We start from the raw sequence: 16,852 nt of genomic DNA on the forward strand, positions 1-16,852 counted from the left end.
GGACTTTTGTTAAAATAGTAATGTTAAAGGAGAGCAATCTGTCAGCCAGGGGAGAGTCACATTGAGTAATTCGGTGTTCATTGTCGTCGTTGTTGGTATCGTTTTAGCCATGCTGGTCTTGATGGTGCGTTATGCACGGTTCATCCATAAGTATCCGGGGCAGTCGGAAGAGGACGACGCGGCGAAACGGACTGCTGGTGAAAAATCATCCGACTCTTCCAAGCAGGAGGAATGAATGAGGGCGGTGAGCAAGCTGGATCAATTTCTGGATGATTACCTCGAACGGTTTCTGCAAGGCAACCGTGCGGGGCAGCATCTCGTCAACAAGCTCAATGATTGCGGCATCGGCCTGATGCCGGTTCTCGATCATGTGACGTTGCGCACGCACAACGTGGAACGCCGGGCGCGTCCCATTATTGACTTCGGTTTTGTCGAGGACACCCGAATCGGGGTCCTGGAATTTGATAGTTGGTGGGCCAAAGTGTACCGCAAGCAGGGTTATCCGGCTTTTTTCATCGATCAGGCTTACGATGACAAACGCGGTGAGGCCAGTTTGATACCGCAATGGGTCGATATGCATGGCGACGAATGCTTTCATCATATCGCCATCCTTGTGGAAGATATTGAATCGGCTATTTTTGCCATGGAACGGGATGGATTTCAGATGGCGGGCGATATTGTTGGAGGCGACGATTCCGACCTGCGCCAGGTTTTTACCACGCCGGAAATACGAAACGGAGAAAGTTATACCGTCCTCGAATTGATTGAACGTCACAACGGCTATGCGGGTTTTTTACCACCGCAGGCCGACAGCCTCATGGAATCCACCCGCCGTTGACCCCAACGTCGTGCCAACCTTTTTCTGCCACTTGAATTATGCGACGGAAAACAGATCCACAGGCCATCGCTCCTTACCTTAAGGACGCTTCCAACAGTCCGCCCGGTGCGGCATCGGAGGTGGTGATTCCCGAGTCGGCGGAAGAACTCCGCGAATTTTTAAAAACCAACGATCAGCCCATCACTGTTTCCGGAGCCGGAACGGGACTGACCGCATCCCGCGTACCCCGCACGGGTATCATCATTTCCATGGAACGGTTGAAGCGCATCGGCGAAGTGGAGGACGGAACCCTCTGCGTGGAGCCGGCGATCACCCTGGAAGACCTGGACGCGCACCTGAAAGGAACCGGCTGGTTTTATCCGCCGAATCCCACGGAGACGCTGGCATCGATCGGCGGCACGCTGGCGACCAATGCTTCCGGATCGCGCAGTTACAAGTTCGGCGTCACCCGGGATTATGTTCTGGAACTGGACATCCTGCTTGCCGATGGACGCGGCGCACGCGTCCGGCGGAGCCATTCCATCGACCGGCCGCTTGAACTGGATGACGGGTCCACCATCGAACTGCCATCAATCGACTACCGCAGTCCGCAGTGTAAAAACGCCGCCGGGTATTATTACCAGCCCGGCATGGACTGGATTGATTTGTTTGTTGGGTCCGACGGCACGTTGTGTCTGATTACGGAAGTGCGTTTGCAATTGAGAGAAACACCGTACGACTTCCTGAGCGGCATCCTGTTCATGGCCAGCGAGGAGAAATGCTGGGACTTGGTGGAAAACATCCGCCGCGACCGCTCGGTCAATATCGATCCATGCTCGCTGGAATATTTCGACCGTCATTCGCTGATGCGTCTCAAGGAAAAATTCAAAAACGTTCCCAATGCGGCGCAGGCGGCACTGTTCTTCGAGCAGGATGTCCTGCATGAAGAAGGTTACGAGCCGGTGCTGGAAGCGTGGTACGAATATCTGGAATCGAATGAGGTGCTTTTGGACGACTCCTGGTTTGCGCAGGGGCCGAAGGACGTGGAAAAATTCCATCTATTCCGGCATCAGGTGCCGCTTCTCCTAAATGAAGAAAACAGTCGCATGGGTCGGGTTAAAATGGGAACGGACATGGCGGTGGACGATGCGCATTTTCAGGAGATGATGCGGTTTTACCGTAAAACTCTGGAAGAGGGCGGCGTGGATTACGCGATGTTCGGACATATTGGCGACAATCATCTTCACATCAACCTGCTGCCTGACAAGGATCAGTCGGGCACAGCGAAGGCCGTTTATGACCGGCTGGTCGATCAGATACTGGCGTGGGGAGGGACGGTTTCCGCAGAACACGGAATCGGCAAGTTGAAGAAAAACTATTATCACAAAATGGTTGGAAAACAAACGATTGCCAAATTGCAAACACTTAAAGATCGGCTGGACCCCAAAGGACTTCTGGGGCAGGGGAATTTATTGTGAAGGGCAGGCAACCGGGCCCGCCACCGCGTCGCCCAAATCGGGTTGACGGCGAATAGGCTAAAAGGTACACTTTTCAAATGTTTGCTTGAGTGGGGACCTGTATCCTGATTACGGTGAAGGTTAACTATGCTCGACTCCCTGAAAATTCTGGTGCTCAACTACACGTATGAACCGCTGCAGTTCTGTTGTGCCAAACGTGGCCTCCTCATGGTTTTAAGCGGGCGTGCCGAAGAAATTGAGAGCGATGGCTACGTGATCCGCTCGCCTTCGCTTTCTTTCCCGCTTCCCACCGTGATTCGGGTATTGAAAATTGTGAACCGCAATCGTCGCAAGCAAGTCGCTTTCAGCAAGAAGAATATTCTGCGCCGCGACAATTACACCTGCCAGTATTGCGGGGAGCGGGAGCATCTTTTGACTGTGGACCATATCATGCCCAAATCACGCGGGGGCAAGACCTCCTGGACCAACGTCGTGGTTGCGTGCAAACCGTGTAATTTGAAAAAAGGCAATCGCACCGCTGCCGAAGCGAACATGAAGTTGGTCAAAAAGCCGACCCGACCCGAATTCAATTTTCATTCCTTTCTCATTCCCGAGGGGCCGCCCTCCCACATCGCAAGCTGGAAAAAGTATCTCCCACACACGGTGGTGCGAGGTCCTTCCTTTAACTGAACACGCCGAAAAATTACTGCGGCTTCTTTTACTCTGGATGACCCGAAACGTGGAACCTAAATCCCTCAACCAAATCATATCCGAGGATGAATTCCTTCTTCTTGTACAGGAAATCAGCATAACCTTTTTCAGAACGTTCAACGCATACCAGGTTTTGCTTGAGGAAACCGAACCAACCCGCAAATGCTATTCGAACCTGATTCAGCAATCCGACTTTCTTGAAAGCTTCCTGGATGAATACGGCGCCCGGGAAAACCGGACGTGGTCCGCTTTTACGGAATACATTGCGAGCATCCGCAATCTGGTCATTTCCGGTTTTTACACCAAGCACCTCATGGACCGTTATCCCTATTACCGGCTTCACGATACTGAAGAGGAGCGCGACTACTTTTTTTCCAGCGGCCGGGAGTTTTTAAATTTTCTGAATCGGTCGATCGTTAATTTGTATAAAGAGGCTATCAGAACGGCGGAAGCCAATGGCATGAAGATCACCAGCGAGGCCATTGATCCCGATCAGTTTCTGGAAATTGAGGTCAACAAGCAGTTGCCCAAGGATGTTGTGGACGACCTGGTCAAGGAATCCGAGGACCGGGTCATCGAACTTTTCGAAAAAATGGGGAACGTTGCCCAAGTCATCGACGAGATGGATCTGAAGCCGACCCGGGATCCGGAAGGGCTGCGCGCATTGATCCCCCATGTGCTGGATGAAAAGAAGGCACGCTACCTGATGAACCTCGTACACAGCATTCAGTCCGAGTTCGACACGTACATCAAGAACACATCCATGGAGCAGCGCCACAAAAACCTGAAGGATTTCCGGGGATACATTTCCCTGCCGTTGCATTTGCTGGAAATCGCCGTCTGGTTGTGTCATTTCTTCGAGCGGCACGAGGATGAAATCCGGCACAGTGAATGCAAACGCAAGATTTCTATCCTGGTGGATAAAACCGAACTGCTCAGTCACATCGTCAATTATGTGTTTGAGCGCTGCCTGTTTTATATCCGGGAAGGGCACAAGTTGAGCCGCGAGATTCTCAAAAGTTTTGTGAAGACGGTTCGCTACGAATTAGCTATTCCAGAGCCCCTGGGATTCCATGCCCGGCCTTCCACGTACATTTCGCTGATCGTGCGCAAACATGATACCGATGTGTTTTTGATCGTCGATGGAGAAAAATACAATGCCCGGTCTGTCATGAGCCTGCTCCAGGCCGGGGGCGCTATCGCCGACAAGGGCTACCATTCGGTGATCTTTGAAGGCGATCAACGCGTTCTCGATGACATCCGCATTCTTTCCCAGCATAACTATTGTGAAGAACAGAACATTCCCGACACGTTGAGTTATCTGCGGGATCTCCACAAGACCTCTCCCTGATAGAGGGCATCGCGTTTATCCTTTTCTCCTTGAGGCCGTGATGGACGACGGTTCCGAATTATTTGATGTGGTGGACGTGCACGACCAGGTGGTCGGGCAGGCCACGCGCCGCGAAGTGCATGCGCAAGGCCTCCTTCACCGATCCGTGCACATTCTGGTTTTCAACGACGCAGGCGAACTGTTTCTCCAAAAGCGATCGATGAACAAGGACGAAAACCCCGGATACTGGGACACCTCCGCGGCCGGTCATGTGAGCGCCGGTGACGATTACTGGGTCACCGCCCATCGCGAGCTGGAAGAAGAATTGGGAATCCGGGAAACGTTGACGCCCTTCACGCGTGTGAAAGCCTGCCCCGAAACCTTTTGGGAACACGTCGAATGCTACACCTGCACCACCCAAAACCCCATCCGCATCAACCCGGATGAAATCGACGAAGGCCGTTTCTGGCCCGTGGAAAGCATCCAGCACGCCCTGAACACGAGACACGAAGCCTTCACCTCCAGTTTCCGCCTGCTGTTTGCCGAGTACCTGAAAAAACACCAGCTCTGATCTAACCTATTGAAAATACTTGAGTTTATATGGGATTCTGCGGATAATATGAGGATATGGAATCCGCGGCCTCGTCCCCATGTCAATCGGATCGGCCCTCTCCATTCCTGAAACCATTGTCCGTATGGTCGCGCTTTTGCGCAGGCACCCGGCTCGAAACAGCACTCCTGAAATGATCTGCGATTCATGAACAAACCCATTTGCATCTTGCTGCTTTGCATTGCTTTTTCCGGCTGGGAAATCCCATCCGATGCCGTTGCGCGTCAACTCGATATCTTTAAGAGTGCGGAACCCTTTTCCATCCATTTCCTTTTTAAGAAAACCATCCCGGATCTGGAACGGTTGGAAACCGGTGACATCGATGCCGTACTGCCGCAACTCGTGCAGGCGGAGCCGCAGCTCACAAGGCTGGACGAGCGCAACCTGCTTTATCTCATCATGGGTTACCTGTACTTGATCAAGGAAGAGCCCGAACGCTCGCTGGATTTTTTAAGCTCTAAAATCCGTGGAAATTTTATCTTGCAGGATTATCGAATGGTGTTCGAGGCGCAAGCCCGGATCTTGATGGCGAAGCAGAGTTCCGCTTCCGGGAACACTGTGGCCGCAGTCAGCAATCTGGAAAAGGCCTCGCAGCTATACCTCGACCTGCACCGTGCGTATCCGGCCAGCCCCTATCAGAATGAATTGCCGCGCCTGCTGGCCGAAACGGAAAAGCAGATCGGCGACATCTATTTCGATACGAAGGAATACCGCACAGCCTGGCAATATTACCGGAAAGCGCTGATGCGTGAATTTGCCGGCAACGAAACGCATCAGGTAGAGGTCCACCTGGCGTTGGCTCGAACCTACGAGGTGGAGTCCAACCTGGAGGAAGCGCTCGACATCTATACGTTCCTGCTCGACCAGAATGCAGACCCAAAGGTTGTGAGTGCGGCCCGGAATTTTCTGGACACCCGGCGTCAGGATATGGTGAAGCAAAAACTGCCGGTGGAAGCGCTGGACCGGCACCTCAACCCGTCGATGTTGAATCGGGAAACGCCGCGCAAGCTGACTGCCCGCAAATTTACGGATTCGGATTATGGCAATGCCCATGTTCAGGAATTTTATGCCGCCGCCGGTGAAAACGATTTCGCACGGGTTTTTGATGCCGCACTCAGGGTATTGACCGAGGTTCCCGGCTTGCTGGAAGCGCGCGGCGTCATCTCCAAAACGAATCAGAAGATTTACAGTTTCGTGCAGGCGGGAAATGGCTGGGACGAGGCGATCGACCGGATTCTTCACCTGTACCCGCCGATGGAATTGCGGCGCCTCGGATTTTTGTTGTGGCGCAATCAATACTCGGAACAGGCTGCACGGGCCTATGCCATGATACTGGAAGAGCATCCCCTCGAGGTGGAGTCCTGTCACATGGCCTTGTACTTTCTCGGGCGCATCCACGAAGATCTCGGTGACCACGAGCGTGCTCTGGAGCACTATCGGCGGTTGCTGGATCAATACAATTACGGCGATTATGTGCGTTCGGCGGAATTCAAAATCCCCTGGATTCATCGTTTGCGGGGCAATCTTGAATTGGCGGAACAGGAATTTCAATCGATCCTCGACCAATTCGATCCCAAATCGGCTGAATACGAAAACGATCTGTTGAACGCATACAGTTTTGTGGCCGCATCCCATTACTGGTTGGCGCAAACCAAAGCGGCGCTGAACAAAATGGATGAGCGCGACATGGAACTGCGCAAGCTGGTCGAACTGCATCCGTTGAGTTTTTATTCCATGCTCGCACGTGTAGAGCTGAATATGAATTCATTGAGTTTTGTGCAAAAAGAACCCGCGCCTCCGGACAGTCAGGCACGCCAGCCCGGCCTGGGGGAGATGGGACGCAAGCACCTCAAGCGCGCGGAAAAACTGATCGCCATCGGGCTCTTACAGAAAGGCCTGCATGAGCTGTCACAGGTGACGCATGGCCATGAATCTGCGGAGTTCATGAACCATCTGATTCAGTTGTTCCTGAATGCCGGCGGGTATCAGAGGTCGATTTCGCTTTCATGGACCTTGTCCCGGCGCAACAACCACGATTCGGTTCCCTTGAATTTGATCGAAACTCTTTTTCCTGCCGCCTATCTGGAAAAGGCTAAAACGGAGGCGGCACCGTATAAACTCGATCCCTATCTGGTATTGGCCCTGATGCGGCAGGAAAGCGCATTCAATCCCAATGCCCATTCCTCTGCAGACGCAATGGGGTTGATGCAGTTGATTCCCCAGACGGCAAAGCGCGTGGCACGTTCGCTCGGCGAACCGGCGCCGGGGTCCGACGATTTGAAGAGTCCTGCATTGAATATCAAACTGGGCGTCAAATACCTGAATCATTTGCTGGAGATGTTCGGGGACAATCCGGTTTTTGCCCTCGCGGCCTACAATGCAGGGCCGGGCAAGGTGAGGCAGTGGATTCAGATTCGCTCGTCCCTCAAGGATATCGAATTCATTGAAAGCATCCCCTACAACGAAACCCGGAATTACGTGAAAAAAGTTTTGAGAAATTACGTCATCTATAAAAAACTGTATGAACAGCAGGACTTTTCCACCTGGGAGCAGGTGTTAACCATTCGCCGCTGATCCGCTTCACGCGGAAACTGGACTATGACTTTTTTTGATTTAGGTGTATTGCTGATCGTTCTTGGCAGCGCCGGTTACTCGGCTTATCGGGGAATGGTGCGTGAGTTGTTTGCATTCGCGGGCCTCATTCTGGGATACATTGTGGCCTTGAACTTTCAGGATGCAATGGCGGACACATTGCTGGATTCGATGGACAGTCCGACCGTCACCCACATTCTGGCATTCTTTCTGCTGTTCACCGGAACGTATCTGGCCGTTTATTTAATCGGGCGAACGCTCAAAAAGTACGTGGCAAAATCGGAATCGATTTCACGCGTGGACCGGATCTGGGGCGGAGTCATCGGCGGCATCAAGGGAGTTCTTCTTATCGTCGTCCTGCTGTTTCCGCTGAAATTTTTTACGCAAACCTACGACAATGTGACCGACGACTCGACCTTTTATCCCAAGCTGGAAGAGTTGATGGACGTGTTGGGGGATAACAGCGATTTGCCGCAGGAGTACATTGATAAGCTGAACCAAACGGACCTTCGCGGTACCATGCAGGAAACCGTGGACGGAATCAAGCAGTTGCGGCGGGACATGGAAGACACCCTGGAGAATGGAAAAGAACAAGCCCGCGACGCGGTCGATGTGAAAGAGAAAATCCAGGAAGTGTTCACCAAGGAAGATAAAGAAAAGCTCAACGACATGCTGGATAAAATGAACAGCGACAACCCATAACAACACGATGGTTTCCAGGCACAAGCATGACAACTCAAATCAATTTAAACGGCCAGATCAGTGACGACGCATTCATATCCGTCTTGGACCATGGTTTTTTGTTTGGCGACAGCGTGTATGAAGTGGTGTCCACCATTGAAGGAAAACCGGTATTTCTGGCTGAACACCTGCGCCGCCTGCGTCAATCCGCCAGAGAACTGGAGCTGACCATCCCGTACACCGACACGCGCTTCGCAGACGAAATTGAAAGCACATTGAAGTCGGCAGGCAACCAGGAATCGTACATCCGCATCATGGTCACGCGCGGAGTGGGCGAGTTGGATCTGGATCCGGTCAGTTGCACCCGGCCGAATGTTCTGATTCTGGTCAAAGAGGCGGTGCTGTACCCTAAGGAAAATTATGAAAAAGGCATCCACCTGGCGCTGGTGAGCGTCAAACGCAACCACAAAGAATCATTGAATCCCGGCATCAAGACCGGCAATTACCTGAACAACATGCTTGCCAAAATGGAAGCCAGCCGGTCGGGAGCCGCCGACGCATTGATGCTGAACGCGCTGGGATACCTGACCGAGTGCACCACCAGCAATATCTTTTTTGTGAAAGAAGAACGCATCCTGACGCCATCGCTGGACTGCGGGATTCTGGCGGGCATCACGCGTGACGTGGTCATTCGTCTGGCCCGGGAAAATGGGTTCCCGGTAGAGGAAGGCCAGTGGCCACCCGAAGCGCTGGAGCAGGCGGACGAGGCCTTCATCACCGGAACGGTTAAAAAAGTGATGCCGGTCACCCTGTTGAACAGCCGCCCCATTGGTGACGGCAAGCCAGGTTCCACCACCCGCAAGCTGGCGCGTTTGTACGACGATTACCTGCAACGGATAATGAAATGATTGTGTTTTCTTTTGGAGTCTAGCATGGCAATGCTGATTGGATTGACAGGCGGTATTGGTTCTGGAAAAACCACCGTGGCGCAACTGCTGAATCAACTCGGCGGTTATGTGATCGATGCCGACAGACTTTGCCGCGACCTGGTGAGGCCGGCCCAGCCCGCCTGGAGAGAGATCGTGGAGCATTTTGGCGAGCAGATCCTGAATCCGGACGGCACCTTGAACAGAGCAAAATTAGGGAATGTGGTTTTTCATGACGCCGCGGAAAAGCAGGCTTTGGAAGCCATCCTGCACCCCCGTGTTTTCGACGAAGAGGCCAAGCAATTCGCCCATATCGTGCGCAACGACCCCAGCGCTCTGGTTTTTATCGACGCCGCCCTGTTAATTGAATCTGGAAATTACCGTAAAGTAGATAAGGTCATCGTGGTGGCCTGTGACCGGCCGATCCAGATCGAGAACTGCCTGAAAAAAGGATTTTTGAGTCAGGAGGAGATCGAGAGCCGGATCGACAACCAGATGCCAATGGAAGACAAACTGGCTTACGCGGATTACATCATCCGCAACGACTCGGATCTTGCACAATTGGAACACCATGTCCGGCAGGTTTATGAAAACCTGAAAGCCCTTAACAAATAAGCTCATGGCCGCAGACGATAAAGACAAAGAAAAAAAATCCCTTGATGTTGAACCGGAAGAAGCGGAAGACATCGAACACCTTCTTGCCGAGCAGGCCAGGAAGGAGCAGGAAGAGTTCGAGCAGGCCACGTTTTTCCGCAAAGCATTTCTCTGGCTGAGCGCCAACCGGGAAACCGTTTTCAAGTACACGGCGATGACCGCGGGATTGATCCTCGTGTTTTGGGCCGGGTATTTTTTTCTGTTCACGCTGGGAGGATCGCTGGACGAGGCGGACTTGACCACCAAGGCCCCCGAAGAGGAAATCCTGCCTTTTGAAAAGCCGAATATTTATGCATTGAAACCGTTTTTCCTGCCCATCACGTCTCGAAACGGGACCGAAACCGGCCAGTTCCTGCAAGTCCAGATCAGTCTGTTGCTCAGCAATAACAAACTGGACCAGGAACTGGAAAAGGCGCTGCCCAATCTCCGATCCGGCATTTACCAGCAGCTTTCCCGCAAAACGCTGGAAGATTTTGAAAATGCCAAAAAGCCGATCAAAGTCCGTCTGAAGCGGGAAATCCTCACCATGTCCAACTCCTTCCTCGTGCGGGGTTCCGGCGTCATCACCAATGTGCTGTTCACGGAATTTGTGGTCACGGTCTCATAAACCCGGCCCAGCTTGACAATCTGGGGCCGCAGGTTATATTGGAAGTAGGAAAAGTGCTTTATATGTAAGGATTTCAGGTCATGCCGATCAGCTTTCCAGCCAACACACAACTCGTTTTGCAAATGAGTTCCGCCGTGGAAAAAGTGCAGGTTCAACAGGCCCTGCACCTGGCACTGGATCAATTGGCGGAAGAGGAACAGGCGCGCCAGAACGAAGCCAAACGCACGGAAGTCCAGGATCCGGAAGGTTCCCATCCCTCCGATCCCACCAATCCGGATGGTCGGGGAAATCGGCGCCGGGTGCGCGTCAAGAAAAAGGCGAAAACTGCCGATGAGGAAGGGCAGGCAACATCTTCCACTCCCACCGCGTCCGGAGGCATGGCTGAAACGCAACATGGCGCCAACCTGGACATTGTGGTCTGAACGATGGATACCCCTCAATCATGGTTTCCGGAAACCCGTCCTCTCAAATTCTGAAAATCCTTTCCCCGCAGAACCTTTCTTTAAAACTGGAAGCCCTCAAACTGGAAGCCTTCGCGCAGGCCTTCAAGCCGGGTGACACGCTGGAGGGCAGGGTGATGCAGGTGCTGGCACGCGGCCGCGCCGTGGTGCAGTTCAACGGCAAGCCGGTATTGATCGAACTGGATCAGGCGCTGCGCACCGGTCAACGCCTGACCGCACAGGTGGAACAGACCACGCCGTCGCCGGTTTTGAAACTACTTCGTCTGCATTCGCCACCACCGGCACCCCAACAAGACACGCCTGCAACCAAAACGCCTCCGTCATCGGATGTGACGGCAACCTTGTCGCGGCTGGCGGTTCACAAAGAAAGCAGATTGAGTCCGAGCCTTCCCAGTAAGCCGGCGGAAGCAGGCAGCACTTCCAACGCAAACGCAAGTGCGGGAAAAAAAGCGCCGGCGATACAACACCCCGCCACCTCCGGGGCGGCAGGCAATCTATCGAAACCGGGCAACGAAAATTCGCATCCATCGAAACCGGCAGTTGAATCCCATCCCGCCGGTCCTTCACGTTCCCACTCCGGTGCTGAACCGGCGGTGTCTCCCCGTGGGAACCGATCGAGTTCACTCCCCGGCATTGTCACCCGCTTGTCTTCCCAGGGAAGCCAGCCGGTGGCGGCGGAACACGTATTGACCCGGCAGGACCTGCAACGTCTGCAACTGGAACCGAATGTGCGGGCGCTGTTGCAGACGGTGCGTGTGCAGGATGCGGGGACCCTGATCGCCCGCAGTGGGAGCGGAGAAGTGACCGTACCGGTTCCATATGCGGCTCTATTCCGAGCCGGTGACCCGGTGGTGGCCACACCGCGCCCAGTGCAAAACGGTTTTTTTCTGGAAGCGAACCCCTCTGAACAAGAGGTGCGCCCGGTCACGCCACAACTCATCAAACCCGTGATCGCCGCCCGGCAACCGCTGGGAGATATGATTTATGATTTGAGGAAAGTGATTCAGGAATTTGCGGCGCTGCAGGATTCCAAAATCGATCCGGAACTGATTGGCAAGCTCCGCGACACGCTGCGCCTGTTGCATCCGCCGAAAGGCGAGGGCATTGAGGCATCCCGTCTGCAGGAAATGGTGGATCGATCCGGCATCCAATTTGAAGGCAAAGTCAAAAACCTGCTGTTGCAGGGAGATGGAGCGGATCGGTTGAACCGTCTGCAATTCGATTTGAAAGGACAACTGCTGGAGCTGGCATCCAAAATGGAAGAGGCCGCGCTCAAACCGGGTACCGCCGCAACGCGGCCCTTGCACGAAATACTCCAGACCGTGCAGCGCGCCGTGCAGAACATCGAGTTTCATCAACTCTCCAATCAGTTTTCAAAGCAAGAGCAACTGCCGCAACTGTTGCCGGTGCCGCATTCCCTGTTCGAAGGCGAATCCGATTTCAGAATTTATGTTCGTCACGAGGGCGAAGACGGGCAGGGGGCTTCCTCTAAAAATAAAGAAACCTACAACCTGGTGTTCCTGCTCGAAATGACCACGCTCGGCCCGTTACGCATCGACACCCAGGTGCGGCAGGAAGGCGTGTCCGTCAGCATTCAGGGTGAAAATCCGGCGGTGATCGAATTCATCCAGGCCCGCATCCCGGAATGGGAAACCCGTATGCAGGCGATGGGATTTCCGGCCCGGGTCACCACCTCGCTCAAGCAGCATATTGACCGCGAGGTTCCCGATATCATGAGCGAGTGGGTGATTCAGGAACCGGCCCGGCTGGTGGACATCGAAACATGAAACAGCGATCCTCGAACAAGCCGAAAAGCGCCGTCTCCCTGCGCTACGATGCCGCCCGGAGCCAGGCCCCGAAGGTGACCGCAAAGGGTCAAGGCCTTATAGCGGAAAGAATTATAGAGTTGGCGCGGGAGCACAACATCCCCATCAAGGAAGATCCGGACCTGGTGCAGGTGCTGTCCCAGATCGATTTGAATCAGGAAATCCCCCCTCATATTTACCAGGTGGTGGCCGAATTGCTGGCTTTTGTTTATAAGATGAACCAGGAGTACCAGCCCCCTCCATCCTGAGCGATGGAGACCCCCGCCATTATCTTCCCACAAAAGGGTTGTTATCCGCTTAAAGTTTTTGATTTCAGGCAGCGAACACGCTTGACCGCCCAGGGTCTTTCTGTTATCTTTAAAAAACAATCGTTTAGGGTTTTAGCCCTTTGTTTTCTGTGTGTTCGCTGTTGAAATCCGGGGAGGGGCAGATCCAACTTTCCGGCGATTATTCCGATTCTTGATCCTTCGAACTTTCTGAGGGGAAAGGTTCGTCCTTCGTGCGATTGAAACATTTCCTGATTGCGTGTGTGCTGTCCCTGACGAGCGTGTCGGTGCAATCCGCTTGGGCTTTGTTCCCGGGGGAATTGCATGAGCAGAAAAAGTATCACTTCAGCGTGCCGGTTGGCCTGGAAACGCAGGTCGATTTCTGGAGAGCGATTTACAGCAAGTACACCACCCGCCAGGTCGTCATTCACGATGACGAAGACCTGAGCATCATCTACAGTGTGATCGAACTGGGCGACAACAAATCCAACCGCTATCGCCGTGCCCAGGCCCGCAAAGAAATCGCCAAGTACCAGAAGATTCTGCGCAAGCTGGCGCGCCGGAAAAGTTTCTCCAACCTCAGTTATGAAGAAGACCGTGTCGCCCGCATGGTCAAAAAAGATTTTTACCGGGCCTCCAAACGCATTCGGGATCAATTGGGACAGGCAGACCGGTTTGAAGACGGCATCCGCCGGGCCGGACGCTACATGCCGGAGATCAAAAAAATATTCAAGGAAATGGAAGTGCCGGTGGAGTTGTCGGCGCTGCCTCATGTCGAATCCTCGTTCCAGGTGCATGCCTATTCCAGTGCCGGCGCCGCGGGAGTCTGGCAGTTCACACGCAGTACCGGGCGCCGATTCATGACCATCAATTACGAAGTCGATGAACGCAAGGACCCGATCCTGGCTGCCTACGCCGCCGCCAAGCTGCTCAAATACAATTTCGAAACCATCGAGAGCTGGCCACTTGCCATCACCGCTTACAATCATGGATTGCGTGGCATGATGCGGGCGAAGAAAAAACATGGCGACGATATCGTCAAGATCGTGAACCATCATAAAAGCCGCACCTTCGGCTTTGCCTCCCGCAATTTTTTCGCGGAATTTCTGGCGGCGCTGGAAGTCAGCAACAACCCTGATTTGTATTTTCCCAATCACGTCAAAGAAAAACCCATCACGTACAGCACCGTTCAATTGCGCGATTACGTGAACATTGCCACACTTGAAAAGTTTCTCGGGATGGACCGCGAAGAGATCGCGTTTTACAACCCGGCTCTGCGCCGTCCCGTAATCACCGGAAAGAAACACATCCCCAAGCATTTTGTTTTGAAAGCTCCCGCGCAGCAGTATCCCAATCTTGCCGGCTTGTACGAGACCATCCCCGTGGCAATGAAGCACACCGAACAATTGCGCTCTCGCTGGTATAAGGTTCGATGGGGGGACACGCTCATCAGCATCGCCAACCGGCTGGGGACCACGGTTCACAAACTGAAAGAATTGAATGTGATCGGCCACCGCAACCGGATTTATCGCGGGCAGGTGCTGGAGATTCCGGACTGGAATCACGGTCAGGTCAAAGTGACCGAAGTGAAGACGAACTGGGATCAGTACGAGTTCAAAGTCGGTGAAACCTTCCAATATCGTGTCCAGCGGCGCGACACGCTGACCCGGATTGCCCGCCGCCACGGTGTGCATGTCGGCGTGCTGGCCAAGATCAACAACCTGACCGACCCCCATTCTTTACGCATCGGCCAGGTGGTGAAGGTGCCCAAGGACCCCGAAATGGTTCAGGCAAAACTGGCCATCGAAAAGAAGAAACCGGTTGCGGAACCGCAGCTGGAAGTGACCGTCAAGCAGGTCGCGGTCAAGCCCGACGGCTTGGTGGGAGACAAACCGGAAGCCGGGGAAACCATACTGGCCAGTTCCGAAGGCTTGCCGTTCAACACGGATCGACCTGCCTTCCGCCCGATGCGATTCATTCCCCGGATGGAAGGGGAATATCCCATTGGCGTCGCCAAAGTGGACTTTGATGAAACGTTGAGCCATTTTGCCGACTGGGCCCGGATTTCCGTCCGGGAACTGCGCCGGCTCAACAACCTGCGCTGGAGAAGTCAGATTCACATCGACCAGAAGATCAAGGTGCCGTTCCGCCGGGTAACGCCGGAAGAATTTGAAACCAAGCGTCAGGAATACCACAAAGCCATTCAGGAAGATTTTTACACCACCTACAAGGTGGACAAAGTTCTCGTCCGCAAGTTGAAAAAGGGCGATACGTTGTGGGAGCTTTGCAATAATGAATATGTGATCCCGCTCTGGCTGCTGGGTTATTACAACCCCGGCAAGGACCTGAACTCTCTCCACATCGGCGAAGACATCAAAATCCCCCTCATTGCCGAAATCAAAGCCTGATCAAACCGTTTCCGGTTTGCCGGGAAACTCGCTCAAGGCGGTCTCCACTGCTTTCAGATGGGCTTCCACGCGTTGCTTCATGGGAAACTGGCAGGACGTTTCCATCGTGAACATATGGCGGCACTGCATCTTGTAAGCATACAGGGCCATAGGCCACCACTCCATTTCGTCCGGTGGTTTCAGGCGGGCAAGCAGACCCCGGTCGGCGGGCATGTCTTCGATTTCTTCGCTGCCGTCGAGAGGCATGACGGGCTCGACCGCATCCAGAATACGCCGTCCCAGATCCGAGAGGGTGGGTGAAAGGTCTTTCTGGTAGAGGTAGTAGCCGGGGCTGTCCACATCCTCATGCAATTCCAGGTCGAGATCGAAGGGGCCGGTTTCGAACACCGATTGCACACAGGCGACTTCGACATTGGGTCGATCCAGCTTGAACTGCCGGTTGAGGTCTTCGCCAGCGTGGTTTTCCCGCGTGCCGATTTCGTAACCGGTGGGGTTGATGCAGGGCAGGATGTGCATTTCCCATTTGTGGAGAAACGGCGCGTACAGTTTGCGTTCCAAAAAGGCGCACAGCGCCTCGACTCCGGCAGGCTCGTCTCCGTGGATGCCGGCAGAAATCAAGACGCGCTTCGCATTGCCCATTCCCAGCGTCACTTTGACCAGAGGGTATCGGATATTTCCCTGATCGAGCGTGCCTAAAGGAATCAGGCCCGCCGGTGGATTCACCGCCGCTTCGACGCGGTCGAGCACCTGCTGGTATTTATTCAGGATTCGGGATTTCATGATTTGGATTTCACCGGCGCAGCCGCTTCAAAGTGTTTGTCATGAAACTCGCATTCCTTGACGATGACGCACTCAGAGCAGTTGTAGTTTTTCGCTTTGCAGACATAACGCCCCTGCATGATGAGGTAGCGGTGCGCATTCATTTTCCATTTCTCCGGGATGATCTCCAGGAGCCGGTTCTCCGTCTCGACCGTGTTCTTGCTGGGCGCGAGTCCCGTGCGGTTGGACAGGCGGAACACATGCGTATCGACGGCGATGGTGGGGTGCCCGAAGCCCTCGTTCAGCACCACGTTGGCGGTCTTACGGCCGACACCGGGCAAGCTCTCCAGTGCGTCGCGGTCCTCCGGAACTTCCCCGCCATACTGTTCGAGCAGAATGCGGCAGGTCTTGATTACATTTTTTGCTTTAGTGGGGGCGAGGCCAATGCGGCGGATGTGACGCAGCAGCACTTTTTCCCCGGCTTTCAACATCGCCTCCGGGGTGGGGCACTCCGGAAACAAGGTGCGGGTGGCGGCGTTCACCGAAATGTCCGTGGCCTGCGCGCTCAGGATGACCGCCACCAGCAATTGAAACCGCGTGTCGTACTGCAATTCCGAGCGGGCTTCGGGGAACCGGCGACTCAACTTTTGAAACAGTCTGCCTGCGGTCTTGCGATCCAAGTTTAAAGGGTGTGAAGGTTATTACGTATGCAGGGGACGGTCAGACGGTGTCAAGCCCCAGCAGGAT

General features: G+C 53.9%; 17 protein-coding genes. 15 read left to right on the forward strand and 2 right to left on the reverse strand.

The features are described from left to right. The first annotated feature begins 61 nt into the window (after nucleotides 1-61). The 15 genes from QML71_RS06935 to QML71_RS07005 all read left to right on the forward strand — a co-directional run bounded on the left by QML71_RS06935 (nucleotide 62) and on the right by QML71_RS07005 (nucleotide 15,346). Nucleotides 62-235: a hypothetical protein gene (locus tag QML71_RS06935; protein ID WP_282011192.1), complete on the forward strand. Its 174-nt coding sequence runs from the start codon at nucleotides 62-64 to the stop codon at nucleotides 233-235. Next, the gene (locus QML71_RS06940) at nucleotides 236-838 is read left to right on the forward strand and encodes a VOC family protein (RefSeq protein WP_282011193.1); all 603 of its coding nucleotides are present in this window, start codon (nucleotides 236-238) and stop codon (nucleotides 836-838) included. It begins immediately after the preceding gene. A 38-nt stretch (nucleotides 839-876) separates the two neighbouring features. Next, nucleotides 877-2,295, forward strand: a complete 1,419-nt coding sequence (locus tag QML71_RS06945; RefSeq protein ID WP_282011194.1) for an FAD-binding oxidoreductase — start codon at nucleotides 877-879, stop codon at nucleotides 2,293-2,295. Nucleotides 2,296-2,421: 126 nt separating this feature from the next. Further along, nucleotides 2,422-2,964, forward strand: coding sequence for an HNH endonuclease (locus QML71_RS06950; protein WP_282011195.1), 543 nt, complete (start codon nucleotides 2,422-2,424; stop codon nucleotides 2,962-2,964). Nucleotides 2,965-3,118: 154 nt separating this feature from the next. After that, nucleotides 3,119-4,336: an HPr family phosphocarrier protein gene (locus QML71_RS06955; protein ID WP_282011196.1), complete on the forward strand. Its 1,218-nt coding sequence runs from the start codon at nucleotides 3,119-3,121 to the stop codon at nucleotides 4,334-4,336. Between the two features lie 40 nt (nucleotides 4,337-4,376). Further along, nucleotides 4,377-4,886 (forward strand): NUDIX hydrolase, encoded by a 510-nt coding sequence (locus tag QML71_RS06960; RefSeq protein ID WP_282011197.1) that lies wholly within the window; start codon nucleotides 4,377-4,379, stop codon nucleotides 4,884-4,886. Nucleotides 4,887-5,072: 186 nt separating this feature from the next. Further along, the gene (locus tag QML71_RS06965) at nucleotides 5,073-7,499 is read left to right on the forward strand and encodes a lytic transglycosylase domain-containing protein (RefSeq protein ID WP_282011198.1); all 2,427 of its coding nucleotides are present in this window, start codon (nucleotides 5,073-5,075) and stop codon (nucleotides 7,497-7,499) included. Nucleotides 7,500-7,523: 24 nt separating this feature from the next. After that, on the forward strand, nucleotides 7,524-8,219 hold the full coding sequence (locus QML71_RS06970) for a CvpA family protein (RefSeq protein ID WP_282011199.1): 696 nt from the start codon (nucleotides 7,524-7,526) through the stop codon (nucleotides 8,217-8,219). 26 nt (nucleotides 8,220-8,245) lie between these two features. Further along, entirely contained in the window at nucleotides 8,246-9,106 is an 861-nt protein-coding gene (locus QML71_RS06975; protein ID WP_282011200.1) for an aminotransferase class IV, read from the forward strand. Between the two features lie 24 nt (nucleotides 9,107-9,130). Next, nucleotides 9,131-9,739, forward strand: a complete 609-nt coding sequence (coaE, locus tag QML71_RS06980; protein WP_282011201.1) for a dephospho-CoA kinase — start codon at nucleotides 9,131-9,133, stop codon at nucleotides 9,737-9,739. Between the two features lie 4 nt (nucleotides 9,740-9,743). Continuing rightward, nucleotides 9,744-10,385: a flagellar basal body-associated FliL family protein gene (locus QML71_RS06985; RefSeq protein WP_282011202.1), complete on the forward strand. Its 642-nt coding sequence runs from the start codon at nucleotides 9,744-9,746 to the stop codon at nucleotides 10,383-10,385. A gap of 80 nt (nucleotides 10,386-10,465) precedes the next feature. After that, entirely contained in the window at nucleotides 10,466-10,807 is a 342-nt protein-coding gene (locus tag QML71_RS06990) for a hypothetical protein (RefSeq protein WP_282011203.1), read from the forward strand. Between the two features lie 20 nt (nucleotides 10,808-10,827). After that, a complete protein-coding gene (gene fliK / locus QML71_RS06995; protein ID WP_282011204.1) occupies nucleotides 10,828-12,633 on the forward strand; it encodes a flagellar hook-length control protein FliK in 1,806 nt (601 codons plus the stop codon). Then, nucleotides 12,630-12,920: an EscU/YscU/HrcU family type III secretion system export apparatus switch protein gene (locus tag QML71_RS07000; RefSeq protein ID WP_282011205.1), complete on the forward strand. Its 291-nt coding sequence runs from the start codon at nucleotides 12,630-12,632 to the stop codon at nucleotides 12,918-12,920. Before fliK ends, QML71_RS07000 begins: the two co-directional genes overlap by 4 nt. 251 nt (nucleotides 12,921-13,171) lie before the next feature. Beyond that, nucleotides 13,172-15,346: a LysM peptidoglycan-binding domain-containing protein gene (locus QML71_RS07005; RefSeq protein ID WP_282011206.1), complete on the forward strand. Its 2,175-nt coding sequence runs from the start codon at nucleotides 13,172-13,174 to the stop codon at nucleotides 15,344-15,346. Here QML71_RS07005 and QML71_RS07010 read toward each other — a convergent pair whose 3' ends face one another. Beyond that, the gene (locus QML71_RS07010; RefSeq protein ID WP_282011207.1) at nucleotides 15,347-16,126 is read right to left on the reverse strand and encodes a M14 family metallopeptidase; all 780 of its coding nucleotides are present in this window, start codon (nucleotides 16,124-16,126) and stop codon (nucleotides 15,347-15,349) included. After that, complete coding sequence (nth, locus tag QML71_RS07015; RefSeq protein ID WP_282011208.1) at nucleotides 16,123-16,785, reverse strand: endonuclease III; 663 nt, start codon at nucleotides 16,783-16,785, stop codon at nucleotides 16,123-16,125. The genes QML71_RS07010 and nth overlap by 4 nt, the downstream gene beginning before the upstream one ends. Nucleotides 16,786-16,852 lie beyond the last annotated feature (67 nt).

Origin of the sequence: Nitrospina watsonii (genome assembly GCF_946900835.1) — a bacterium.
GTDB lineage: Bacteria > Nitrospinota > Nitrospinia > Nitrospinales > Nitrospinaceae > Nitrospina > Nitrospina watsonii.